The sequence below is a fragment of the Actinorhabdospora filicis genome (assembly GCF_030269765.1).
GTDB classification, from domain to species: domain Bacteria; phylum Actinomycetota; class Actinomycetes; order Mycobacteriales; family Micromonosporaceae; genus Actinorhabdospora; species Actinorhabdospora filicis.
Window position 1 is genome coordinate 227,329 of record NZ_BSTX01000002.1, and the last position, 16,613, is coordinate 243,941.

Genomic DNA, 16,613 nt, shown 5'->3' on the forward strand with positions numbered 1-16,613 from the left:
GAGGGGTGACCGCCCTACGCGCGTGGCTCAGAGCTCGCCGAAGAGGTCGTTGCCGCGGGACTGCGGGTCGTTGCTGGAGAAGAACTCCTTGATGGCCTGCGTCAGCTCGGCCTCGTCGACGTAACCGGAACCGTCGAGGTCGAGGGTCCGCATCGCCGCGTCGTGGGCGTGCTGGGCCATGCCGAGTCCACGGTGGACGCCGGCCAGCTCCGCGCCGCTGATCCGCCCGTCGCCGTCGACGTCGCAGAAGTCCAGGATCGCCCGCGCCACCGGCGCCAGGTACTCCTGGTAGGCGGCGGCCGCGTTCGACTCCAGGCCGCGCACGTACTCCTCGCGGCTCACCGCCCCGTCGGAGTCGAGGTCCATGCTCTGCTGCATGCCCGACCACAGCGCCGCGTAGGCGTCGGTGAGCGCGCGGTGCTTCGGCGTGCCCGGCGCCTGCCCGAACTCCTGGGACAGGCGGGTGACGATCAGGTCGAAGTCGGCCTGGTCGATCTTGCCGTCGCCGTTGGTGTCGATGAGGTCGAAGTGCCGTCCGAGCTTGCGGTTCAGCAGGGTGCTGGTCACAAGGCTTCCTTCCCCCGTGAGATTCGGCCAATACGGATGTAATGGCCGAAAGTGACCTTACAGGGGATGGGTGCTCAGTTGGTGGTGGTCACTTCGGCAGGTCGCAGTCGAGTCCTTCGGCCTTGAGTACGCACTTGTGCGTGAAGGTCGTTCCGTCGCCCGGCTCGAAGGGCGGCAGCGCGTTCTCGGGTGCCTTCTCGGCCACGGCCAGCCCGTAGTCGGCGAAGGTGATCGTCACGGCGATCCCGGCGACGGCGTACTCCAGGGTCGCCGGGCGTCCCTGGCCGTCCAGGGTCAGTGTGTAGGGAACGGCGGCGAAGTCGGCGTCGACGCCGAAGAAGGGCTCGGAGACCGTCGTCTCGAACAGCCGGGCGGACTCCTCCAGCGAGACGTCGATCGTCGCGGTGGCGGCGGTCAGGTCCTCGGCCACCGACCACGGTGCCATGCGCGGCAGGAACGGCACGGACGACGCCATCCACATGTCCGTCATGCCCTGACTCCACTGCTTCTCGCCGATGGTCAGAATCGTGATCCGCTTGGCGTTCACCGGCCCCGCCGTCGCCCGCCACACCTTCGCGCCGGTGTCGAAGGCGCCGCTGACCCGCAGCAGCTCGCCCTCGGCGTCGCGGTAGACGGCCGTCATCCGCCCGGTGGTGGCCGCCAGCAGCCGCCCGGCCGCGGGCGCGTCGGCGACGGCCGGTGCCGACGACGACGTCGCGGGTCCGGGAGCGGCGCCCGTCTCGCACGCGGTCAGCGCGGTGAGCAGGGCGAGGACGAGCAGGGGCGTGCGGAAGCGCTTCATGTGCGGGCACCTTCGGGCGGGGTCTGGGCAGCACGATTATGCGGTGCCCGTCTCGTCACTCGCCGCCATGATCGCTGGGTGTGGGCTGTGCGACAGTCGGCCGCTCGTGGGGAAACCCGTCGCGGGCGGCCCGGGGATCCTGACAGACTCGATGATCACGGTGGTCGATACCGTCCGCCCTCACCACGCGAAGAGGACTCCTCTGATGGCGCATCTGCCCGACGTCACCCGGCAAAGCACGCTCGCTCATCGCACGCGCCGGGAGCCGCCGGCGGGTGAGCCGAGCCGCAACGCGCGGCTGCTGGAACGCGCCGGATACGTCGGCAAGCTGATGGCCGGCGTCTACTCCTACCTGCCGCTGGGCCTGCGGGTCCTGCGCAACGTCGAGGGGATCATCCGCGAGGAGATGAACTCCGTCGGCGGGCAGGAGGTCCTCATGCCCGCGCTGCACCCGCTGGCGAACTGGGAGACCACCGGGCGGCAGGACATGGACATCCTGTTCCGCACCAAGTCCGGCTCGGCCGACGCCGTCCTCGGCCCCACGCATGAGGAGGTCGTGACGCCGCTGCTGGCCACGCAGGTCGCCTCCTACAAGGACCTGCCCGCCTCGGTGTTCCAGATCCAGAACAAGTTCCGCAACGAGGCCCGGCCGAAGTCGGGGCTCCTGCGCGGCCGGGAGTTCGGGATGAAGGACATGTACTCCTTCCACCTGTCCGAGGCCGACCTGGAGGAGTACTACGAGCGCGTCGCCGAAGCCTACCGGTGCGTCTTCGAGCGCTGCGGCCTGGGCGCGGTCACGCACTACACGTACGCCTCGGGCGGTGCCTTCAGCGAGTTCTCCCACGAGTTCCAGGCCGTCACCCCCTACGGCGAGGACACCATCTACCTCGACCACGGCAAGGGCATCGCGCTGAACAAGGAGATCATCGACCGCTACCCGGCCGATGAGATCGCCGCGATGGAGCAGGTGACCGCGATCGAGGTCGGCAACATCTTCAAGCTCGGCACCCGCTTCGCCGACGCCTTCGGCTTCCGCCTGCCCGACGCCTCCGGTGTCCCGCAGAGCATCCACATGGGCTGCTACGGCATCGGCACCACCCGCCTGGTCGGCGCGATCGCCGAGATCCTGTCCACCGACGACGCCATGGTCTGGCCGGAGAACGTCGCGCCCTACCACTGCCACGTGGTCCCGATGGACGCCGGACGGCTCGAACTCGCCGAGTCGGCCGCTCAGGCGCTGGCGGCGGCCGGGCACAGCGTGCTGCTGGACGACCGTGCGGTGCGGGCCGGGGCGAAGCTGGCCGACGCCGACCTCATCGGCCTGCCGCACCGGGTCGTGATCGGTGCCCGCACCGCCGCCGAGGGCCTGGTGGAGTACACGAACCGGGTGAGCGGGCGGACGGTGAAGGTGCCGGTCGCCGAGCTGGCGGCGGCCACCGCCGCCTGACACCGGTCATGTCGTCCGGCCCCGCTTCGATGAGGAGCGGGGCCGGACGGCGTTCAGGCGGTCCGCAAGCCCGCGACGAGGATGCCGACGAGGCGCCTGGCGTCGTAGCGCGGGTCGTCCCCGGCGCCGATGCACAGGTTCCCCGCGCCGCGCATCAGCTCATAGGCGCCCACGCCGGAGCCGATCTCGCCCGCCGCGACCGCGGCCGCCAGCAGGTCGGCGCACACCGGCACCAGCCGTTCGACGAAGTAGGCGTGCAGGGCGGCGAACTGCGGGTCCTCGGAGCCGAGGGCTGCGGCCAGGCCGTGCTTGGTGACCAGGAAGTCGGCGAACAGCTCCATCCAGCGCGCCAGCGCGGTGTGCGGTGAGGACTCCGCGGCCAGCAGCGCCGGTCCGGCCTCGGCGCAGGCCTCGACCTGGTGCCGGTAGACGGCGATGACGAGGTCGGCGCGGGTGGGGTAGTGGCGGTAGATGGTGGCCGTGCCGACGACGGCCTCTCCCGCGATGTCGCGGATGGGGGCGTCGACGCCGGAGCGGACGAAGACCCGCGCGGCGGCGGCCAGGAGGTTCTCCGCGTTGCGCCGGGCGTCGGCCCGTTTCGGTCGCTCGGTCATGTCCCCCACCTCGCCGTTCGCTAAACGGGACAGCGTCCCGTATGTTTAATCGGGACACCGTCCCACTTTCATCCTACGGAGGACCCCGTGCAGTACCGCACCCTGGGCCGCACCGGCCTGCGCGTCAGCGCCCTTGCGCTCGGCGCGATGAACTTCGGCGCCATCGGCCGCACCACCCCCGAGCAGACCGCCGCCATCGTCCACACCGCACTCGACGCCGGCATCAACCTCATCGACACCGCCGACGTCTACGCCAAAGGCGAGTCGGAGACCCTCGTCGGCAAGGCCATCGCCGGCCGCCGCGACGAGGTCGTCCTGGCCACCAAGGCCGGGATGCCGATGAGCGACGACCCGAACCACCGCGGCGCCTCCCGCCGCTGGCTGACCACCGCCCTCGACGCCAGCCTCCGCCGCCTCGGCGTCGACCACGTCGACCTCTACCAGGTCCACCGCTGGGACCCCGAAACCGGCGACGAGGAGACCCTCTCGGCCCTCACCGACCTCCAGCGCGCGGGCAAGATCGGCCACTTCGGCACCTCCACCTACCCCGCCCACCGCATCGTCCAGGCCCAGTGGACCGCCCGCGAGCGCGGCCTCGGCCGCTTCGTCACCGAGCAGCCGAGCTACTCGATCCTCCAGCGCGGCGCCGAGACCCACGTGCTGCCGGTGACGCAGGAGTACGGCATGGGCGTCCTCGTCTGGAGTCCCCTTGCCTCGGGCTGGCTGTCGGGTGCGATCCGTGAAGGACGGGCAGTCGCCACGCACCGCTCGACCTTCATGCCCGGCCGCTTCGACACTGCGATCCCGGCCAACCGCGCCCGCATGGACGCCGTGGAGAAGCTCGCGCGCCTGGCCGAGGACGCCGGGCTCAGCCTCATCCAGCTAGCCCTCGGCTTCGCCACCGCCCACCCGGCCGTCACCGGCGCCATCATCGGCCCCCGCACGGCCGAGCACCTGGCGTCCCAGCTGGCGGCGGCCGAAACGGTGCTGAGCGGCGACGTCCTGGACGCCGTCGACGCGATCGTCGCCCCGGGCACCGATTTGGCGCCCGGGGAGAAGCACGACGCTCCGCCGTCGCTGCTGGAGGCGGCGCTGCGGCGGAGGTAGGCCGGGTCCCGCTCGGGTCTACCCGTTGGCGGCCTGGCGGATGACCTCGGCGACGGCCTCGGGCTGGGACACGTAGACGGCGTGGCTGCCGATGACGGAATGCGCGGACCACGGATATGCCCGCACGCCGGCGAACTGACGCGACGCATCGCTGCGACATGAACCGCGTCCGGTCTCTCAACCGGATGTGCCGTGGTGCCTGAGAACGTTTCGGGCGGTGCTCGCGGGCCCGCCTAGGATCGCGCCATGACCCTTCGTCTCCTCGGCGCCAACCCGTGCGTCACCCTCTACGACGATGGAGCCCCCACCGCCTACGCGTCGGTGTGGCGCGTCGACTGGTCGGAGCAGGGCGGGACCGGCCACGTGATCGTGCTCGGCCGGCCGGACGGCGTCCGCGTGCTGGGCGCCGACCGGGAACTCTCGCTGTGGGTGGCGAACTCCTTCAACCGTCACCTCAAGGGAACGGCGAAGCTCTTCGGGTGGACCGAGCCGGAGTACACCGCCGCGCCCGTCACGTGGAACCTCGACCTGTCCACGGGGCTGCGCGCGTCCGAACGCGGTCCCGCGGCGACGACGCCCTAGGCGAGGGCGGCCGTGCGCAGTAGCGCGGCCCGGGCCCGGCCGTCGTCCTGGCCGGGCTGGGTGTGAGCAGCCTGTCGATGTCGGCGCGGGCTACATCGCGGCCTTGAGGACGTCGATCTCGCAGCCGGGCGCGGCCGGGTCGAAGCCGTGCTCGGCGAGCCAGCGGGTGGCCAGCAGGCTGCGCGTGGACCACCAGGCGTGGATGACCTCGCGGTCGACGTCGGTGCCGTAGCCGGCGAGGAGGTCGTCGAGGCGCTCGGGGTGGCCGAGGGTGAGGATGGCCAGGTCGTGGTGGGCGTCGCCCTGTGCGCCCTCGGACCAGTCGAGGATGCCGGTGACCTCGTCGTTGTCGGTGAAGACGTGGGTGATCTGGAGGTCGCCGTGGACGAAGACGGGCTTCCAGGGGCGCAGGACGGCCTGGGCGATCTCGCGGTTGCGGGCGACGACGTCGGGGGATACGAGGCCGCTGGAGGCGAGCCAGGCGCATTCCTCGTCGATCTGGCGGGGGAGGTCGCTGACGTCGCGGCCGGGGCGTGGCGGCAGTGGTGCCTCGTGGAGGCGGCGGACGGCGGCGCCGGTGGCGGCCCATGCGGCCTTGGAGGCTGGTGAGGGCTCGCCGAGGCGTCCGAGAGCCTTGCCGGGGAGGGCGCCGATGGCCAGGACTTGTGGCTTGTGCCAGAGGACCGGGGCGGTGGGGACCGGGGCGAGGGCCATGGCCTCGACTTCGGCGTCGAGGCGGCCGGGGACCGCGTCGATCTTGAGGAACACGTCGCCGACCCGCAGTGTCGTGCGCTCCTTGTGGGCCACGACGACCTCGATCTCATCCACGCCGGTGATCCTCGCAGGCGACGGTGGTGGTGTCGCGTGGATTTCGTACCGCCGGGGTCTACAAGAGACCCCGGCGGGGCGGTGCGGGTCAGCAGTAGTTGCCGCAGAACTTCCACGGGGTGGTCCAGCCGCCGTCGGGGCAGGTGCCGCCGGAGTAGCGGCAGCGGGCGTAGGTCTTGCAGGTGGCCGCGTCGGTCCTGTACTGGACGGTGACGTTGCATCCGCCGACGCCGGTGCAGCCGACGCAGGCGGCGGCCTTGGCCGCGTCGGAGGGGATGAGGCGGGCCAGCAGGGCGTCGGCGGCGCGGTTGAGCAGGCGCATGTCGTCCTCCATGTATCGGGGTGAACGGTGATGATCGCACCTGTGCGGCGGGGATACCTTGAGCCAATCTTGCGCCGCCGGAGTGTGTGTCCGAAGGGGACCCACTACCGTGATCGGGCCGGATCGGACACCTCCGAAAGGGTCTTCATCGGGGCAATACCGGGTGGTTAAGGTGCCTCATGATCTACGGTCCATTGGGGACGCAGTCCCTGAAAATCTCGCGAACCGGCAGCTTCCGCGCGTGGACTTCCGTCATGTCGCGTGCCCTCGTCCTGGTCCTCGGTGTCGTGCTGGCGGCCGGTGGTTTCGCGGTGGTGCCCGCCGCCGCGCGGCCGTCCGGCCCGGCCGCCGCACCCGCCGCGCCGACGGTGTCCCCGGCGCCCATCTGCGGCAATGCGTCCATTTTGGACGGGCCCGCCACGCCTCCCGAGGGCGCGACGGTGGTCGCGGCGGAGAACAACAACAAGCTGTTCTTCGACTTCCGCATGCCGAACCGGACCTTCTGGTTCGCGCCCGGCGTCCACACCATGGCCGCCGACCCCTACGGGCAGATCGAGCCCGGCGCCGGGACGACCTTCATCGGCGCGCCGGGTGCGATCTTCGATGGCCAGGGCATCAACCGGGCGGCGTTCACGCAGCTCGCGCCCAATGTCACCATCGCGCACCTGACGATCACCGGGTTCGTCGCCCCGCAGGATCAGGGTGTGGTCAACAAGGACGCCGCGCGCGGCTGGACGATCCGCAACAACACCATCACCCAGAACTCCGGCGCGGGCCTGATGGCCGGGCGCGACAACGTCTACCGCGACAACTGCGTCAAGGACAACGGGCAGTACGGCATCAACGTCTGCTGCGGCGGGCACTCCGAGGCCGATGACATCGCCGGGCTCGTGCTCGACCGCAACGAGATCGTCGGCAACAACACCGACGACTGGGAGACCACGAACCCCGGCTGCGGCTGCAGCGGCGGCGTGAAGTTCTGGATCAACCGCAACGTCACCGTCACCAACAACTGGGTGCACGGCAACCGCGGTGTCGGGCTCTGGCTCGACAACAACAACCGCGGCTTCGTCATCGAGCAGAACCTCATCGAGGACAACGACGACCAGGCCCTGTTCATCGAGGCCGGCTACGACGCGCGCGTCCGCTTCAACACCATCCGCCGCAACGCCATCGTCGGCGGCAAGAAGAAGGCCGACCGGGGCGACACCTTCCCCATCGGCGCGATCTACGTCTCGGAGAGCGGCGCCCCGTCCGGCTACGGGCTGCCCAGCTCGCCGATGGTCATCAGCGACAACGTCATGGTCGACAACTGGGGCGGGGTGATCCTCTGGGAGAACCCCGACCGCTACTGCTCCTCGGAGGCCCACACCCACCCGCCGTTCTGCACGATCAAGACCAATCTCTACGACGACGCGCAGTGTGAGACGGCCGTGGAGAACGACATCCCCGACACCATCGACAAGTACCGCTGCCGCTGGTCGACGGAGAACATCGTGGTCGAGAACAACACCTTCACCATCGACAAGGCCGCCGTTGGCGCCGGATGCGTCGGCGCGCGCTACTGCGGTCTCAACGGTGTGTTCTCCAACTGGGGCAACTTCGATGAGTTCCCCGGCTACACGATCCCGTGGCGGATCACCTTCCAGCAGGGCATCGTGTTCCGCACCAACCACTACACCGGTGACTGGTGGTTCGCCGGCTTCCAGCAGATCCGCGCCGACGGGCAGCGGGTGAGCTGGGCCGACTGGACGGCGCCCGCGCCGCCCATCCCGCCGGTCTTCACCCACGACAACCGCCCGACGACCTTCGGCCAGGACCAGGGCAGCACCTACAACTGATCCCCGCGCGCGCCCGTCGTCCCCTCGGCAGGGGGCGGCGGGCGCGTCGACACATATGGAATGTCGCATAAGTGGCGAATGGGAGGTTTTCGGGTACACTTCACGGACCCCGCCCCGGCCATCATCGCGCTCGTCCGGCAACGACGTGCGGTCGGAAAGGGGATCCCCGGCGTGGTGGCAGTCCACATCCTCGATCGGCCGGGCATCCGGCTCGCGGGCGCCCGCGCGCTGCCCGCGCTGCTGTTCGCCGGGTCGATCGCGGCCTACCTGGTCTCCATGGACCGCTACGACCGGTTCCTCTTCGCCGTCCCCGCCCTGGCCGCCGTCACCTGGCGCGCCACGGCCACGACCCTCTTCGGTGTGGCCGCGATGGCCGCCTCGGCGGTCCTGGCCGCCCGCCGCGAGGAGGACTTCCTCAGCGTCACCCTCGTCAACGAGATCGCCCTGGCCACCGTCACCGCCGTCGCCACCTGGGCCGCGCGCCTGCGCGAGACCCGCGAGCAGGACCTGCGCCAGGTCCGCGCGGTCGCCGAGACCGTCCAGCACATCGTCCTCCAGCCCCTTCCCGGCCACCTCGGCGCGGTCGACCTGCACCTGCTCTGCGACGCGGCCACCGCCCACGCCCACGTCGGCGGCGACTTCTACGAGGCCCTCCGCGTCGGCGGCGGCGTCCGCGTCATGATCGGCGACGTCCAGGGCCACGGCCTGCCCAGCGTCGAGATGGCCGGGATCCTCGTCGGCGCCTTCCGAGAGCACGCCTACACCGCCGCCTGCCTGCGCGAGCTCGCCGAGCGCCTGGAGGTCAGCGTCGACCGCTACGTCGCCCGCGCGGCCGACGCCGAGGCAGCCGACCGCTTCGCCACCGTCCTGCTCGCCGAGATCCCCGATCGCGAGCCGGTGGTCAGGCTGGTGAGCCTGGGGCATCCGCCGCCGCTGATCCAGCGCGGGCCGGACACCGTCCCGGTGGCCTTCGCCCGGCACTCGCCGCCGCTGAATCTCGCCGGTCTCTGCACGTGTGAGCCACGGGTCGAGGAGGCCGCCTTCGGTCCCGGGGACCGGCTGCTGCTCTTCACCGACGGCCTCACCGAGGCCCGCGACCGCGCCGGGACGTTCTATCCCCTCGAAGAGCGCCTGCGCGCCCTGCACGCCGAGCCCGCCGGTGACCTGCTGCCGGGCCTGCGGCGGGAGCTGCGGGCCCACACCGGCGGTGGCCGCTGCGATGACATGGCCGCCGTGCTGGTCGTGCGCGAGCCCGTGCCCCGGGTCTAGCATTCGGGCCTTCGGCTGCGGCCGGCCGACGTGGCCCTGTAGCCCGTCACCCCTTGTTCCGCGGGTCGTGCGAGGGGTCGGGGTACATCGCCGGGCAGCCTTTCGTGATCGCCTCGGGTCGCAGCTCGTAGTGCCAGGGCTCGTTGGCGTAGATCTGGCACAGCCCGAAGGCGGCGCCGTGCCTCGACAGCCACGCGGTGGCCTCGGCGGGGCCGAGGTCGATGGCGTGGCCCGACACGTGGGCGGAGCGCTCGGGCGCGGTGACCCAGCGGGCGGCTTGCTCCGCCGAGCCCAGGCGCTCGACGGTCTCGGCGATGAGGCGCTCCTGGTAGGCGCGGGAGCGGCGGCCGCTGTTGACGCGGAAGCGGATGCCGTCGCGGGCGGCGGCGCGGGCCGCGTGGCGCAGGGCGGCCAGGAGGCCGGGGTCGAGGCCGGTGACGCCGGGGACGTCGTCGAAGACGGTGGTGCGGTGGGGGATGGCGCCGTCGGCGAGGCCGAGTCCCTCGCGGTCGCGGATCAGCCGGTGGCCGAGGGGCTTGGCGACGGTGGACAGGACGTCGAGGAGGGCCGTCTGCGCGGTGCGGCGAATCCTGCGGGTCACCGTCCGGGCGGCAGTCGTTCCGATCATGCCGTCCAGTGGAGCCGGTGCGTTGTTACCGGGGCGTATTCGGTTCTCGGTACGCCCACGATATGTCCGGGCTCGTAGCATCGGGATCATGCGTGTGCTGCTAGTCGAGGACGAGCCCTTCCTGGCCGAGGCGATCCGGGACGGTCTGCGCCTGGAGGCGATCGCCGCCGACATCGCCGGGGACGGTGACACCGCGCTGGAGCTGCTCGGCGTCAACGGCTACGACATCGCCGTTCTCGACCGCGACATTCCGGGGCCGTCGGGGGACGAGGTCGCCGCCAGCATCGTCGCCTCGGGCAGCGGCATGCCGATTCTGATGCTGACCGCGGCCGACCGGCTCGATGACAAGGCCTCGGGTTTCGGGATCGGCGCCGACGACTACCTCACCAAACCGTTCGAGCTGCGCGAGCTGGTGCTGCGGTTGCGGGCGCTGGACCGCAGGCGCGCCCACAGCCGGCCGCCGGTCCGCGAGATCGCCGGGCTGCGGCTCGACCCGTTTCGCCGGGAGGTCTACCGCGACGGGCGCTACGTGGCGCTCACGCGCAAGCAGTTCGCGGTCCTGGAGGTCCTGGTGGCCGCCGAGGGCGGGGTGATCAGCGCCGAGGAGCTGCTGGAGCGGGCGTGGGATGAGAACGCCGACCCGTTCACCAACGCGGTGCGCATCACCGTCTCGGCGCTGCGCAAACGGCTCGGCGAGCCCTGGCTCATCGCCACCGTGCCCGGTGTCGGGTACCGCATCGACACCGGCGCGGAGGGAACCGGGCGTGACTAGGGAACCGGGCCCCAGCGTCCGCCTCAAGCTCACCATCAGCTACGCGGCCGCCATCATGCTCGCCGGTGTCCTGCTGCTGGTCGTGGTGTGGATGTTCCTGCTGCGCTACATCCCCAACGGGCCGCAGCCTCCGGGCACCTTCCCCGTCGGGCCCAGCCGCTACGACCTGGAGGTCGCCTTCATCCCCAGGGCGGCGGTGGTGATGCTGTTCCTGCTGGTCTTCGGGCTCATCGGCGGCTGGTTCCTGGCCGGGGCGATGCTCTCGCCGCTGCGGCGCATCACCCACGCCACGCGCCTGGCCGGGGACGGCTCGCTCTCCCATCGCGTCCACCTGGAGGGCAAGCGGGATGAGTTCCGGGAGCTCGCCGACGCCTTCGACACGATGCTGGCGCGGCTGGAGGCGCGGGTGGCCGAGCAGCGCCGGTTCGCCGCCAACGCCTCCCATGAGCTGCGGACGCCGCTGGCGATCACGCGCACGCTCCTCGACGTCGCCCGCAACGATCCGGAGCCGGGCTCGCCGGAGCTGGTCGAGCGGCTCTACTTCGTCAATACCCGCGCGATCGAGCTGACCGAGGCGCTGCTGGTGCTCAGCCGCGCCGATCAGCGCTCGTTCAGCCTGGAGCACGTGGACATGTCGCTGCTGGTGGAGGAGGCCGCCGAGACGCTGCTGCCGCTGGCCGAGGAGCGCGGGGTGAGCATCGAGGCCTCCGGGGACATCGCCACCGCCACGGGCTCGCCGACGCTGCTGTTGCAGCTGACGACGAATTTGATCCACAACGCGATCGTGCACAATCTCCCCGACGGTGGTGAGGTGAGCGCCCATACCGCCGTGGTCTCCGGCTTCGTGGTGCTGACCGTGGAGAACACCGGCGCCAAGCTCACCCCCGGGCTGGTCTCCACGCTCACCGAGCCGTTTCAGCGCGGCAGTGAGCGCATCCGCAACAGCCACGCCGGTGTCGGCCTGGGTCTGGCGATCGTGGAGAGCATCACCCGCGCCCATGACGGCACCGTCACCCTGGCTCCCCGCGAGGGCGGGGGCCTTCGGGTGACGGTGCGCCTGCGCAAGGCTCAGTCGTTAGTGCCGCCGCTGGTGATGGGGAAGTCGAAGTAGGTGTCGGGGTGCGGCTCGTCGGTCAGCGTGTAGTGCCACCACTCGTTGTCGTAGTGGCGGAAGCCGCAGGCCTCCATGACCGAGCGCAGGTGCCGCCGGTTGGCCGCCGCCATGGGGGTGACGCCCTCGGCGTCGTGGTGTGAGACGGGGTCCATGAGGTCGTGGTCGCCGCCCATGGCGGCCAGGCCGCTGCCGTCGAGGTGGCAGAGGGTCAGGTCGACGGTGCTGCCGCGGCTGTGCCCGGAGCGGGCGGCGACGTAGCCGCGGGCGAACATCTCGCTCCGCTCGATGTTGGGGTAGTGGCGCTGCTTGGTGCGCCCGTCCTCGGGTTCTGCCGACCAGCGCATGAAGTGGTCGACGGCGCGCTGCGGGCGGTAGGCGTCCCAGATGAGCAGCCCGAAGCCGAGGGGCGCGGCCTTCTCCCGCGCCCGGGCCAGGGCCTCGCAGAGGGCGATGGTGCCCACCACGCGGTTGGCGTGGTAGCCGTCGACTGGCCGGGCGGTGAAGTTGTCCCAGGTGGCGTACTTGGCGTCCCAGCGGATCCCGGGGACGGCCTCGTCGATGTAGGCGAATCCGTCCCTCACCGCGTTCCTCCCGTCATGGCCAGCGACACCAGCCGGTCGATGACGCCGGACAGCGGCACGCCGGAGGCCTCCATCATGCGCGGGTAGCGGCTGTAGGGGGTCAGGCCGGGCAGCGTGTTGACCTCGTTGAGGACGACGTCGCCGCCGGCGGTCAGGAACAGGTCCACCCGGGACAGTCCCCGGCAGCCCAGGGCGCGATAGACGGCCTTGGCGGTCTCCTGGACCAGGGCGCGGGCCTCGGGGGTGATGTCGGCGGGGACGATCGGGGTGGAGTTCTCCGAGCCGCTCTCGGGGTCGGTCTCCTGGTGGATGCGGAAGATGCCGTGGGACAGCGCGATGCGGTCGGGCTCGCTGGCGAACAGGTGCGGCCCGTCGCCGAGGACGGCGCAGCCGACCTCGCTGCCGGTGATCCCCTGCTCGATGAGGACCTTGGTGTCGTACTCGCGGGCGGTCTCGATCGCCGCGGCCAGGTCGTCGGGTCCGGTGACCTTGGTGACGCCGAAGGAGGAGCCGGAGCGGGCGGGCTTGACGAAGACGGGGTAGGTGAGCTCGCCGGGCTCGGGTTTCTCATCGGCGGCCAGGATCCGGAAGTCGGGTGTGGTGATCCCGGCGGCGCGGGCGACGATGTAGGTGAGGGACTTGTCCATGCACACCGCCGAGGCCTGCACGTCGCAGCCGACGTAGGGGATGCCGGACAGCTCCAGCAGGCCCTGGAGGGCGCCGTCCTCGCCGAAGCGGCCGTGCATGACGGGCAGGACGACGTCGAGCCTGATCGCCCGGTCGCCGTCGAGGAGCCCGTGGACGCCCCGGTCGGGCGCGAGGACGACCGGGCGTCCCTCGCGGTCCCAGCCATCGCCCGGTCCCTCGCACAGCCGCCACGACCCGTTCTCGGTGACGCCGATCCAGTGGGGCTCGTAGCGGGCGAGGTCGAGGTTGTCGGCGACGCGGCGGGCGGACTTGACCGAGACCGGGTGCTCCTCGCCGGGGCCGCCGAAGATGATGCCGAGCTTCAACTTATCCATGCTGTGTCCTTCCGGCGAATGCCGCGCAGTTGAGGAGGCTGTTGTGGACGGTGTCGCGCAGCGCGTGGTCGGTGTAGTAGGCGGTGTGCGGGCTGATGACCACGTTCGGCATGCGCTGGAGTCGCGGCAGGTGCCCCTCGGTGAGGGGCGTGTCGCGGTGGTCGGCGTAGAAGATCCCCTCCTCGCCCTCGACGACGTCGAGCGCGGCGCCGCCCAGCCGCCCGGTTTCCAGGGCGAGGATGAGCGCGGCGGTGTCCAGTAGCGCGCCGCGTCCGGTGTTGATGACGTAGGCGCCGTGCTTCATCCGCGCGATGCGCCGCTGGTCGAGCAGGTGGCGGGTGGCGTCGGTGAGGGGCGTGTGCAGGGTGACGATGTCGCTGGTCTCCAGCAGTTCGTCGAGCTGGCGGGGGTCCTCGGTGGGCCGGTTGCCGTAGGCGAGGATCCGGCAGCGGAATCCGCGCAGCCGGTCCATGACGGCGATGCCGATGCGTCCGGTGCCGACCACGCCGACGGTCAGGTCGCGCAGCTCGCGTCCGCGCACGGCGTTGAGGCGGTAGTCGCCGGCGTCGGCGCGGCGCAGCACCGACTTGGTGCCGCGCACGGCCATGAGCATCAGCATCAGCGTGTAGTCGGCGACGCTGTCGGGGGAGTAGGCGATGGTCTCCACGGTGATCCCGACACTCGCGGCGTACTTCACGTCGATGTGGTCGCAGCCGGTGCTGCGCGTCGAGAGGTACTCCACGCCGGAGTTCGCCAGCGCGAGCAGCGTGTCGTGGCCGACGGGGGTCTTGTGGCCGACGCTGACGCAGCGGTTCCCATGCGCCAGCGCGATCGTGGCTGCCGATATGGCCGCGTCGGTGATCCTCGGCGTCACCCCGAAGTCCGGGGCCAGCTCCCGGAACAGGGCGGCCTCGTCGTGCCCGCAGCCGTAGACGGTGACGCCCACGGTCGTGGCGGCCGCGGGTGGCGGGTGTGATCGTGTGCGGCTCAAGGTCATGGGGCCCAGTCAAGATGCCCGGGTGTTGCCGCCGCGTATGGGCATTTCGATATACCGGCGATATGTCCACGGTGGAGGGCGCTCCACCGATCGGTGGAACGGATTCTTCAGCCCCGCTTTGCGCACTCCGGTCGATGCGGGAGGGATGGGCGCGTGGCGAGACTGGCCACCATGACGACTGATGCGGTGATCGTGCGGCCCGATGACATGCGCTACGACGGGCTCGTGCGCGGCAACAACTTCCGCTTCGCCGGGCGGCCCGATGAGATCCGCGTCGCGGCCACCACCGCGCAGGTCGCGGCGGCGGTGGGCGAGGCGGCGCGGAGCGGGCGGCGCATCGCCGTCCGCAGCGGCGGCCACTGCTTCGAGAACCTCACCGCGAACCCCGACGTGCGCATCCTGCTGGATGTGTCCCCGATGGACGCCGTGGGCTACGACCGCGACCGGCGGGCGTTCTTCGTCGAACCCGGCGCCACCCTCGGCGAGGTGTACCGCGCGCTGTTCACCGGCTGGGGCGTGACGATCCCCGCCGGGGGCTGCCCGGAGGTCGGCGCGGGCGGCCACTTCGCCGGCGGCGGCTATGGCGCGCTCTCCCGCCGCCACGGCTCGGTCGTCGACCACCTCTACGGCGTCGAGGTCGTCGTCGCCGGACGCGACGGCCGCGCCCGGACAGTGGTCGCCACCCGCGAGCCCGGCGACCCCAACCGCGACCTGTGGTGGGCCCACACCGGCGGCGGTGGCGGCAACTTCGGCGTGGTCACCCGCTACTGGCTGCGCTCACCCGGCGCGACCGGGGCCGACCCGTCCACGCTGCTCCCGGCGTCCCCGGCGCGGATGTCGCAGCGCGTGCTGATCTGGACCTGGGAGGCCATGACCGAGGCCGCGCTCACCGGGCTCATGCGCGCCTTCGGGACCTGGCACGAGCGCCACAGCGCACCGGACGACCCCGCGACCGCCCTCTACGGGATCCTGGAGGCCTCATACCGCTCGGGCGGCACGATCATGCTCGTCGCCCAGATCGACGCCGACGTCCCCGGCGCCCACGACATGGTCGAGGACTTCCTGACCGAGGTCACCGCCGGGATGCCCGCGCCCGTGGCCGACATCCCCGCCACGATGCCGTGGCTGCACCGCATGACCTGGCCCGGCAGCGGCGAGCCCGGCGACGTCCTGACCCGCCGCTACAAGCTCAAGGCGGCCTACCTGCGCCGCTCCCTCACCGACGCCCAGCTCGCCACCGTCCACCGGTACCTCTGCGACGAGTCGGGCCGCTCGGGCGGCGGCGTCCTGCTCATCGGCTACGGAGGCCGCGTCGGCGACGTCGCCCCCGAGGCCACCGCGATCGCCCAGCGCCAGGCGGTGATGAAGGCCGTCTACCAGTCGGTGTGGGCCGATGAGCGCGAGGACGCCGTCAACCTCGACTGGGTGCGGCGGTTGTACCGCGACGTCTACGCCGAGACCGGTGGCGTGCCCGTGGAGGACGGTTCCTACATCAATTACGCCGACGCCGACCTGGCCGACCCCGCGTGGAACACCTCGGGCGTCTCGGCGCAGGAGCTGTACTACGGCGACAACTACCCGCGCCTGCGGCGGATCAAGGCCAGGTGGGACCCGCGCGGCCTCTTCCGGCACGCGCTATCGATCGAGGCGGTTTAGGACGGGCGCGCCAGGTAGGCGGTCTTGGCGTCGGGTGAGAAGCCGCACGCGCGGTAGAAGGCGTGTGTGGCGGGCGTGCGCGAGCCCGTCTGCAGCATCGCCTTGTAGCAGCCGGCGTCCCACGCGGCCTGGAGCGTGGCGGCCATGATCCGCCTGCCCAGGCCGGTGCCGCGCAGGGTTTTCTCCACCACGACGTTCTCGATGACGGCGTACGGCGAGGCCGATCGCGTGAGGTTCGGGATCACGTTGAGGTAGGTCGTGGCGACCACGGCCCCGTCGGCTTCGAGGACGAACAGGCGCAGACCGGGGGAGGCCAGGATCTGCGCGAACACCTCTGCGTAGGACTCGTCGGGCAGGACGGGGTCGTGGGGGTGCAGCTGCCGGTAGAGGCGCAGGACGTGCTCGAAGTCGCCGGGGCCGGCCTCGCGGAAGAGGGTCATGGCCGCAGGCTAGCGCCCCATCGG

At 71.3% G+C, this 16,613-nt stretch carries 18 protein-coding genes; 8 read left to right on the top strand and 10 right to left on the bottom strand.

Going from position 1 to position 16,613, the window contains the following annotated elements; translation table 11 throughout:
• Positions 1–27: 27 nt before the first annotated feature.
• Both QSK10_RS13865 and QSK10_RS13870 read right to left on the bottom strand, forming a co-directional pair.
• A complete protein-coding gene (locus QSK10_RS13865) occupies positions 28–567 on the bottom strand; it encodes an EF-hand domain-containing protein (RefSeq protein WP_285663187.1) in 540 nt (179 codons plus the stop codon).
• An 88-nt stretch (positions 568–655) separates the two neighbouring features.
• Complete coding sequence (locus tag QSK10_RS13870) at positions 656–1,369, bottom strand: hypothetical protein (RefSeq protein WP_285663188.1); 714 nt, start codon at positions 1,367–1,369, stop codon at positions 656–658.
• A 205-nt stretch (positions 1,370–1,574) separates the two neighbouring features.
• On the opposite strand from QSK10_RS13870, the gene QSK10_RS13875 reads away from it, so the two are divergent.
• Entirely contained in the window at positions 1,575–2,816 is a 1,242-nt protein-coding gene (locus QSK10_RS13875; RefSeq protein ID WP_285663189.1) for an aminoacyl--tRNA ligase-related protein, read from the top strand.
• Between the two features lie 53 nt (positions 2,817–2,869).
• Here the strand turns inward: QSK10_RS13875 and QSK10_RS13880 are convergent, their stop codons facing one another.
• A complete protein-coding gene (locus tag QSK10_RS13880; protein ID WP_285663190.1) occupies positions 2,870–3,430 on the bottom strand; it encodes a TetR/AcrR family transcriptional regulator in 561 nt (186 codons plus the stop codon).
• Positions 3,431–3,517: 87 nt separating this feature from the next.
• Here QSK10_RS13880 and QSK10_RS13885 point away from each other — a divergent pair, with 87 nt between their 5' ends.
• Positions 3,518–4,537: an aldo/keto reductase gene (locus QSK10_RS13885; RefSeq protein WP_285663191.1), complete on the top strand. Its 1,020-nt coding sequence runs from the start codon at positions 3,518–3,520 to the stop codon at positions 4,535–4,537.
• A 246-nt stretch (positions 4,538–4,783) separates the two neighbouring features.
• Positions 4,784–5,119: a hypothetical protein gene (locus QSK10_RS13890; protein ID WP_285663192.1), complete on the top strand. Its 336-nt coding sequence runs from the start codon at positions 4,784–4,786 to the stop codon at positions 5,117–5,119.
• Positions 5,120–5,209: 90 nt separating this feature from the next.
• Here the strand turns inward: QSK10_RS13890 and QSK10_RS13895 are convergent, their stop codons facing one another.
• Together QSK10_RS13895 and QSK10_RS13900 are read right to left on the bottom strand one after the other, a co-directional pair.
• Positions 5,210–5,947 (bottom strand): aminoglycoside phosphotransferase family protein, encoded by a 738-nt coding sequence (locus tag QSK10_RS13895; protein ID WP_285663193.1) that lies wholly within the window; start codon positions 5,945–5,947, stop codon positions 5,210–5,212.
• Positions 5,948–6,035: 88 nt separating this feature from the next.
• Complete coding sequence (locus QSK10_RS13900) at positions 6,036–6,269, bottom strand: hypothetical protein (protein WP_285663194.1); 234 nt, start codon at positions 6,267–6,269, stop codon at positions 6,036–6,038.
• Positions 6,270–6,523: 254 nt separating this feature from the next.
• On the opposite strand from QSK10_RS13900, the gene QSK10_RS13905 reads away from it, so the two are divergent.
• Entirely contained in the window at positions 6,524–8,110 is a 1,587-nt protein-coding gene (locus QSK10_RS13905; protein ID WP_285663195.1) for a right-handed parallel beta-helix repeat-containing protein, read from the top strand.
• 171 nt (positions 8,111–8,281) lie between these two features.
• Entirely contained in the window at positions 8,282–9,379 is a 1,098-nt protein-coding gene (locus tag QSK10_RS13910; protein WP_285663196.1) for a PP2C family protein-serine/threonine phosphatase, read from the top strand.
• Between the two features lie 46 nt (positions 9,380–9,425).
• Here QSK10_RS13910 and QSK10_RS13915 read toward each other — a convergent pair whose 3' ends face one another.
• Positions 9,426–10,007, bottom strand: coding sequence for a M15 family metallopeptidase (locus tag QSK10_RS13915; RefSeq protein ID WP_285663197.1), 582 nt, complete (start codon positions 10,005–10,007; stop codon positions 9,426–9,428).
• Between the two features lie 88 nt (positions 10,008–10,095).
• On the opposite strand from QSK10_RS13915, the gene QSK10_RS13920 reads away from it, so the two are divergent.
• Both QSK10_RS13920 and QSK10_RS13925 read left to right on the top strand, forming a co-directional pair.
• Positions 10,096–10,779 (top strand): response regulator transcription factor, encoded by a 684-nt coding sequence (locus QSK10_RS13920; protein WP_285663198.1) that lies wholly within the window; start codon positions 10,096–10,098, stop codon positions 10,777–10,779.
• Positions 10,772–11,890: a sensor histidine kinase gene (locus QSK10_RS13925; RefSeq protein ID WP_285663199.1), complete on the top strand. Its 1,119-nt coding sequence runs from the start codon at positions 10,772–10,774 to the stop codon at positions 11,888–11,890. The genes QSK10_RS13920 and QSK10_RS13925 overlap by 8 nt, the downstream gene beginning before the upstream one ends.
• Here the strand turns inward: QSK10_RS13925 and vanX are convergent.
• From vanX to QSK10_RS13940, 3 genes are read right to left on the bottom strand one after another with little or no spacing between them, the layout of a single operon-like run.
• Positions 11,848–12,474, bottom strand: a complete 627-nt coding sequence (gene vanX / locus QSK10_RS13930; RefSeq protein ID WP_285663200.1) for a D-Ala-D-Ala dipeptidase VanX — start codon at positions 12,472–12,474, stop codon at positions 11,848–11,850. The genes QSK10_RS13925 and vanX overlap by 43 nt on opposite strands.
• Positions 12,471–13,496: a D-alanine--D-alanine ligase family protein gene (locus tag QSK10_RS13935; protein ID WP_285663201.1), complete on the bottom strand. Its 1,026-nt coding sequence runs from the start codon at positions 13,494–13,496 to the stop codon at positions 12,471–12,473. Before QSK10_RS13935 ends, vanX begins: the two co-directional genes overlap by 4 nt.
• Entirely contained in the window at positions 13,489–14,493 is a 1,005-nt protein-coding gene (locus QSK10_RS13940) for an NAD(P)-dependent oxidoreductase (protein ID WP_285663202.1), read from the bottom strand. Before QSK10_RS13940 ends, QSK10_RS13935 begins: the two co-directional genes overlap by 8 nt.
• A gap of 171 nt (positions 14,494–14,664) precedes the next feature.
• Between QSK10_RS13940 and QSK10_RS13945 the strand changes: the two genes are divergently transcribed.
• Complete coding sequence (locus tag QSK10_RS13945; RefSeq protein ID WP_285663203.1) at positions 14,665–16,149, top strand: FAD-binding oxidoreductase; 1,485 nt, start codon at positions 14,665–14,667, stop codon at positions 16,147–16,149.
• On the opposite strand, the gene QSK10_RS13950 is transcribed toward QSK10_RS13945, so the two are convergent.
• Complete coding sequence (locus tag QSK10_RS13950) at positions 16,146–16,589, bottom strand: GNAT family N-acetyltransferase (protein WP_285663204.1); 444 nt, start codon at positions 16,587–16,589, stop codon at positions 16,146–16,148. The genes QSK10_RS13945 and QSK10_RS13950 overlap by 4 nt on opposite strands.
• Positions 16,590–16,613: the final 24 nt, after the last annotated feature.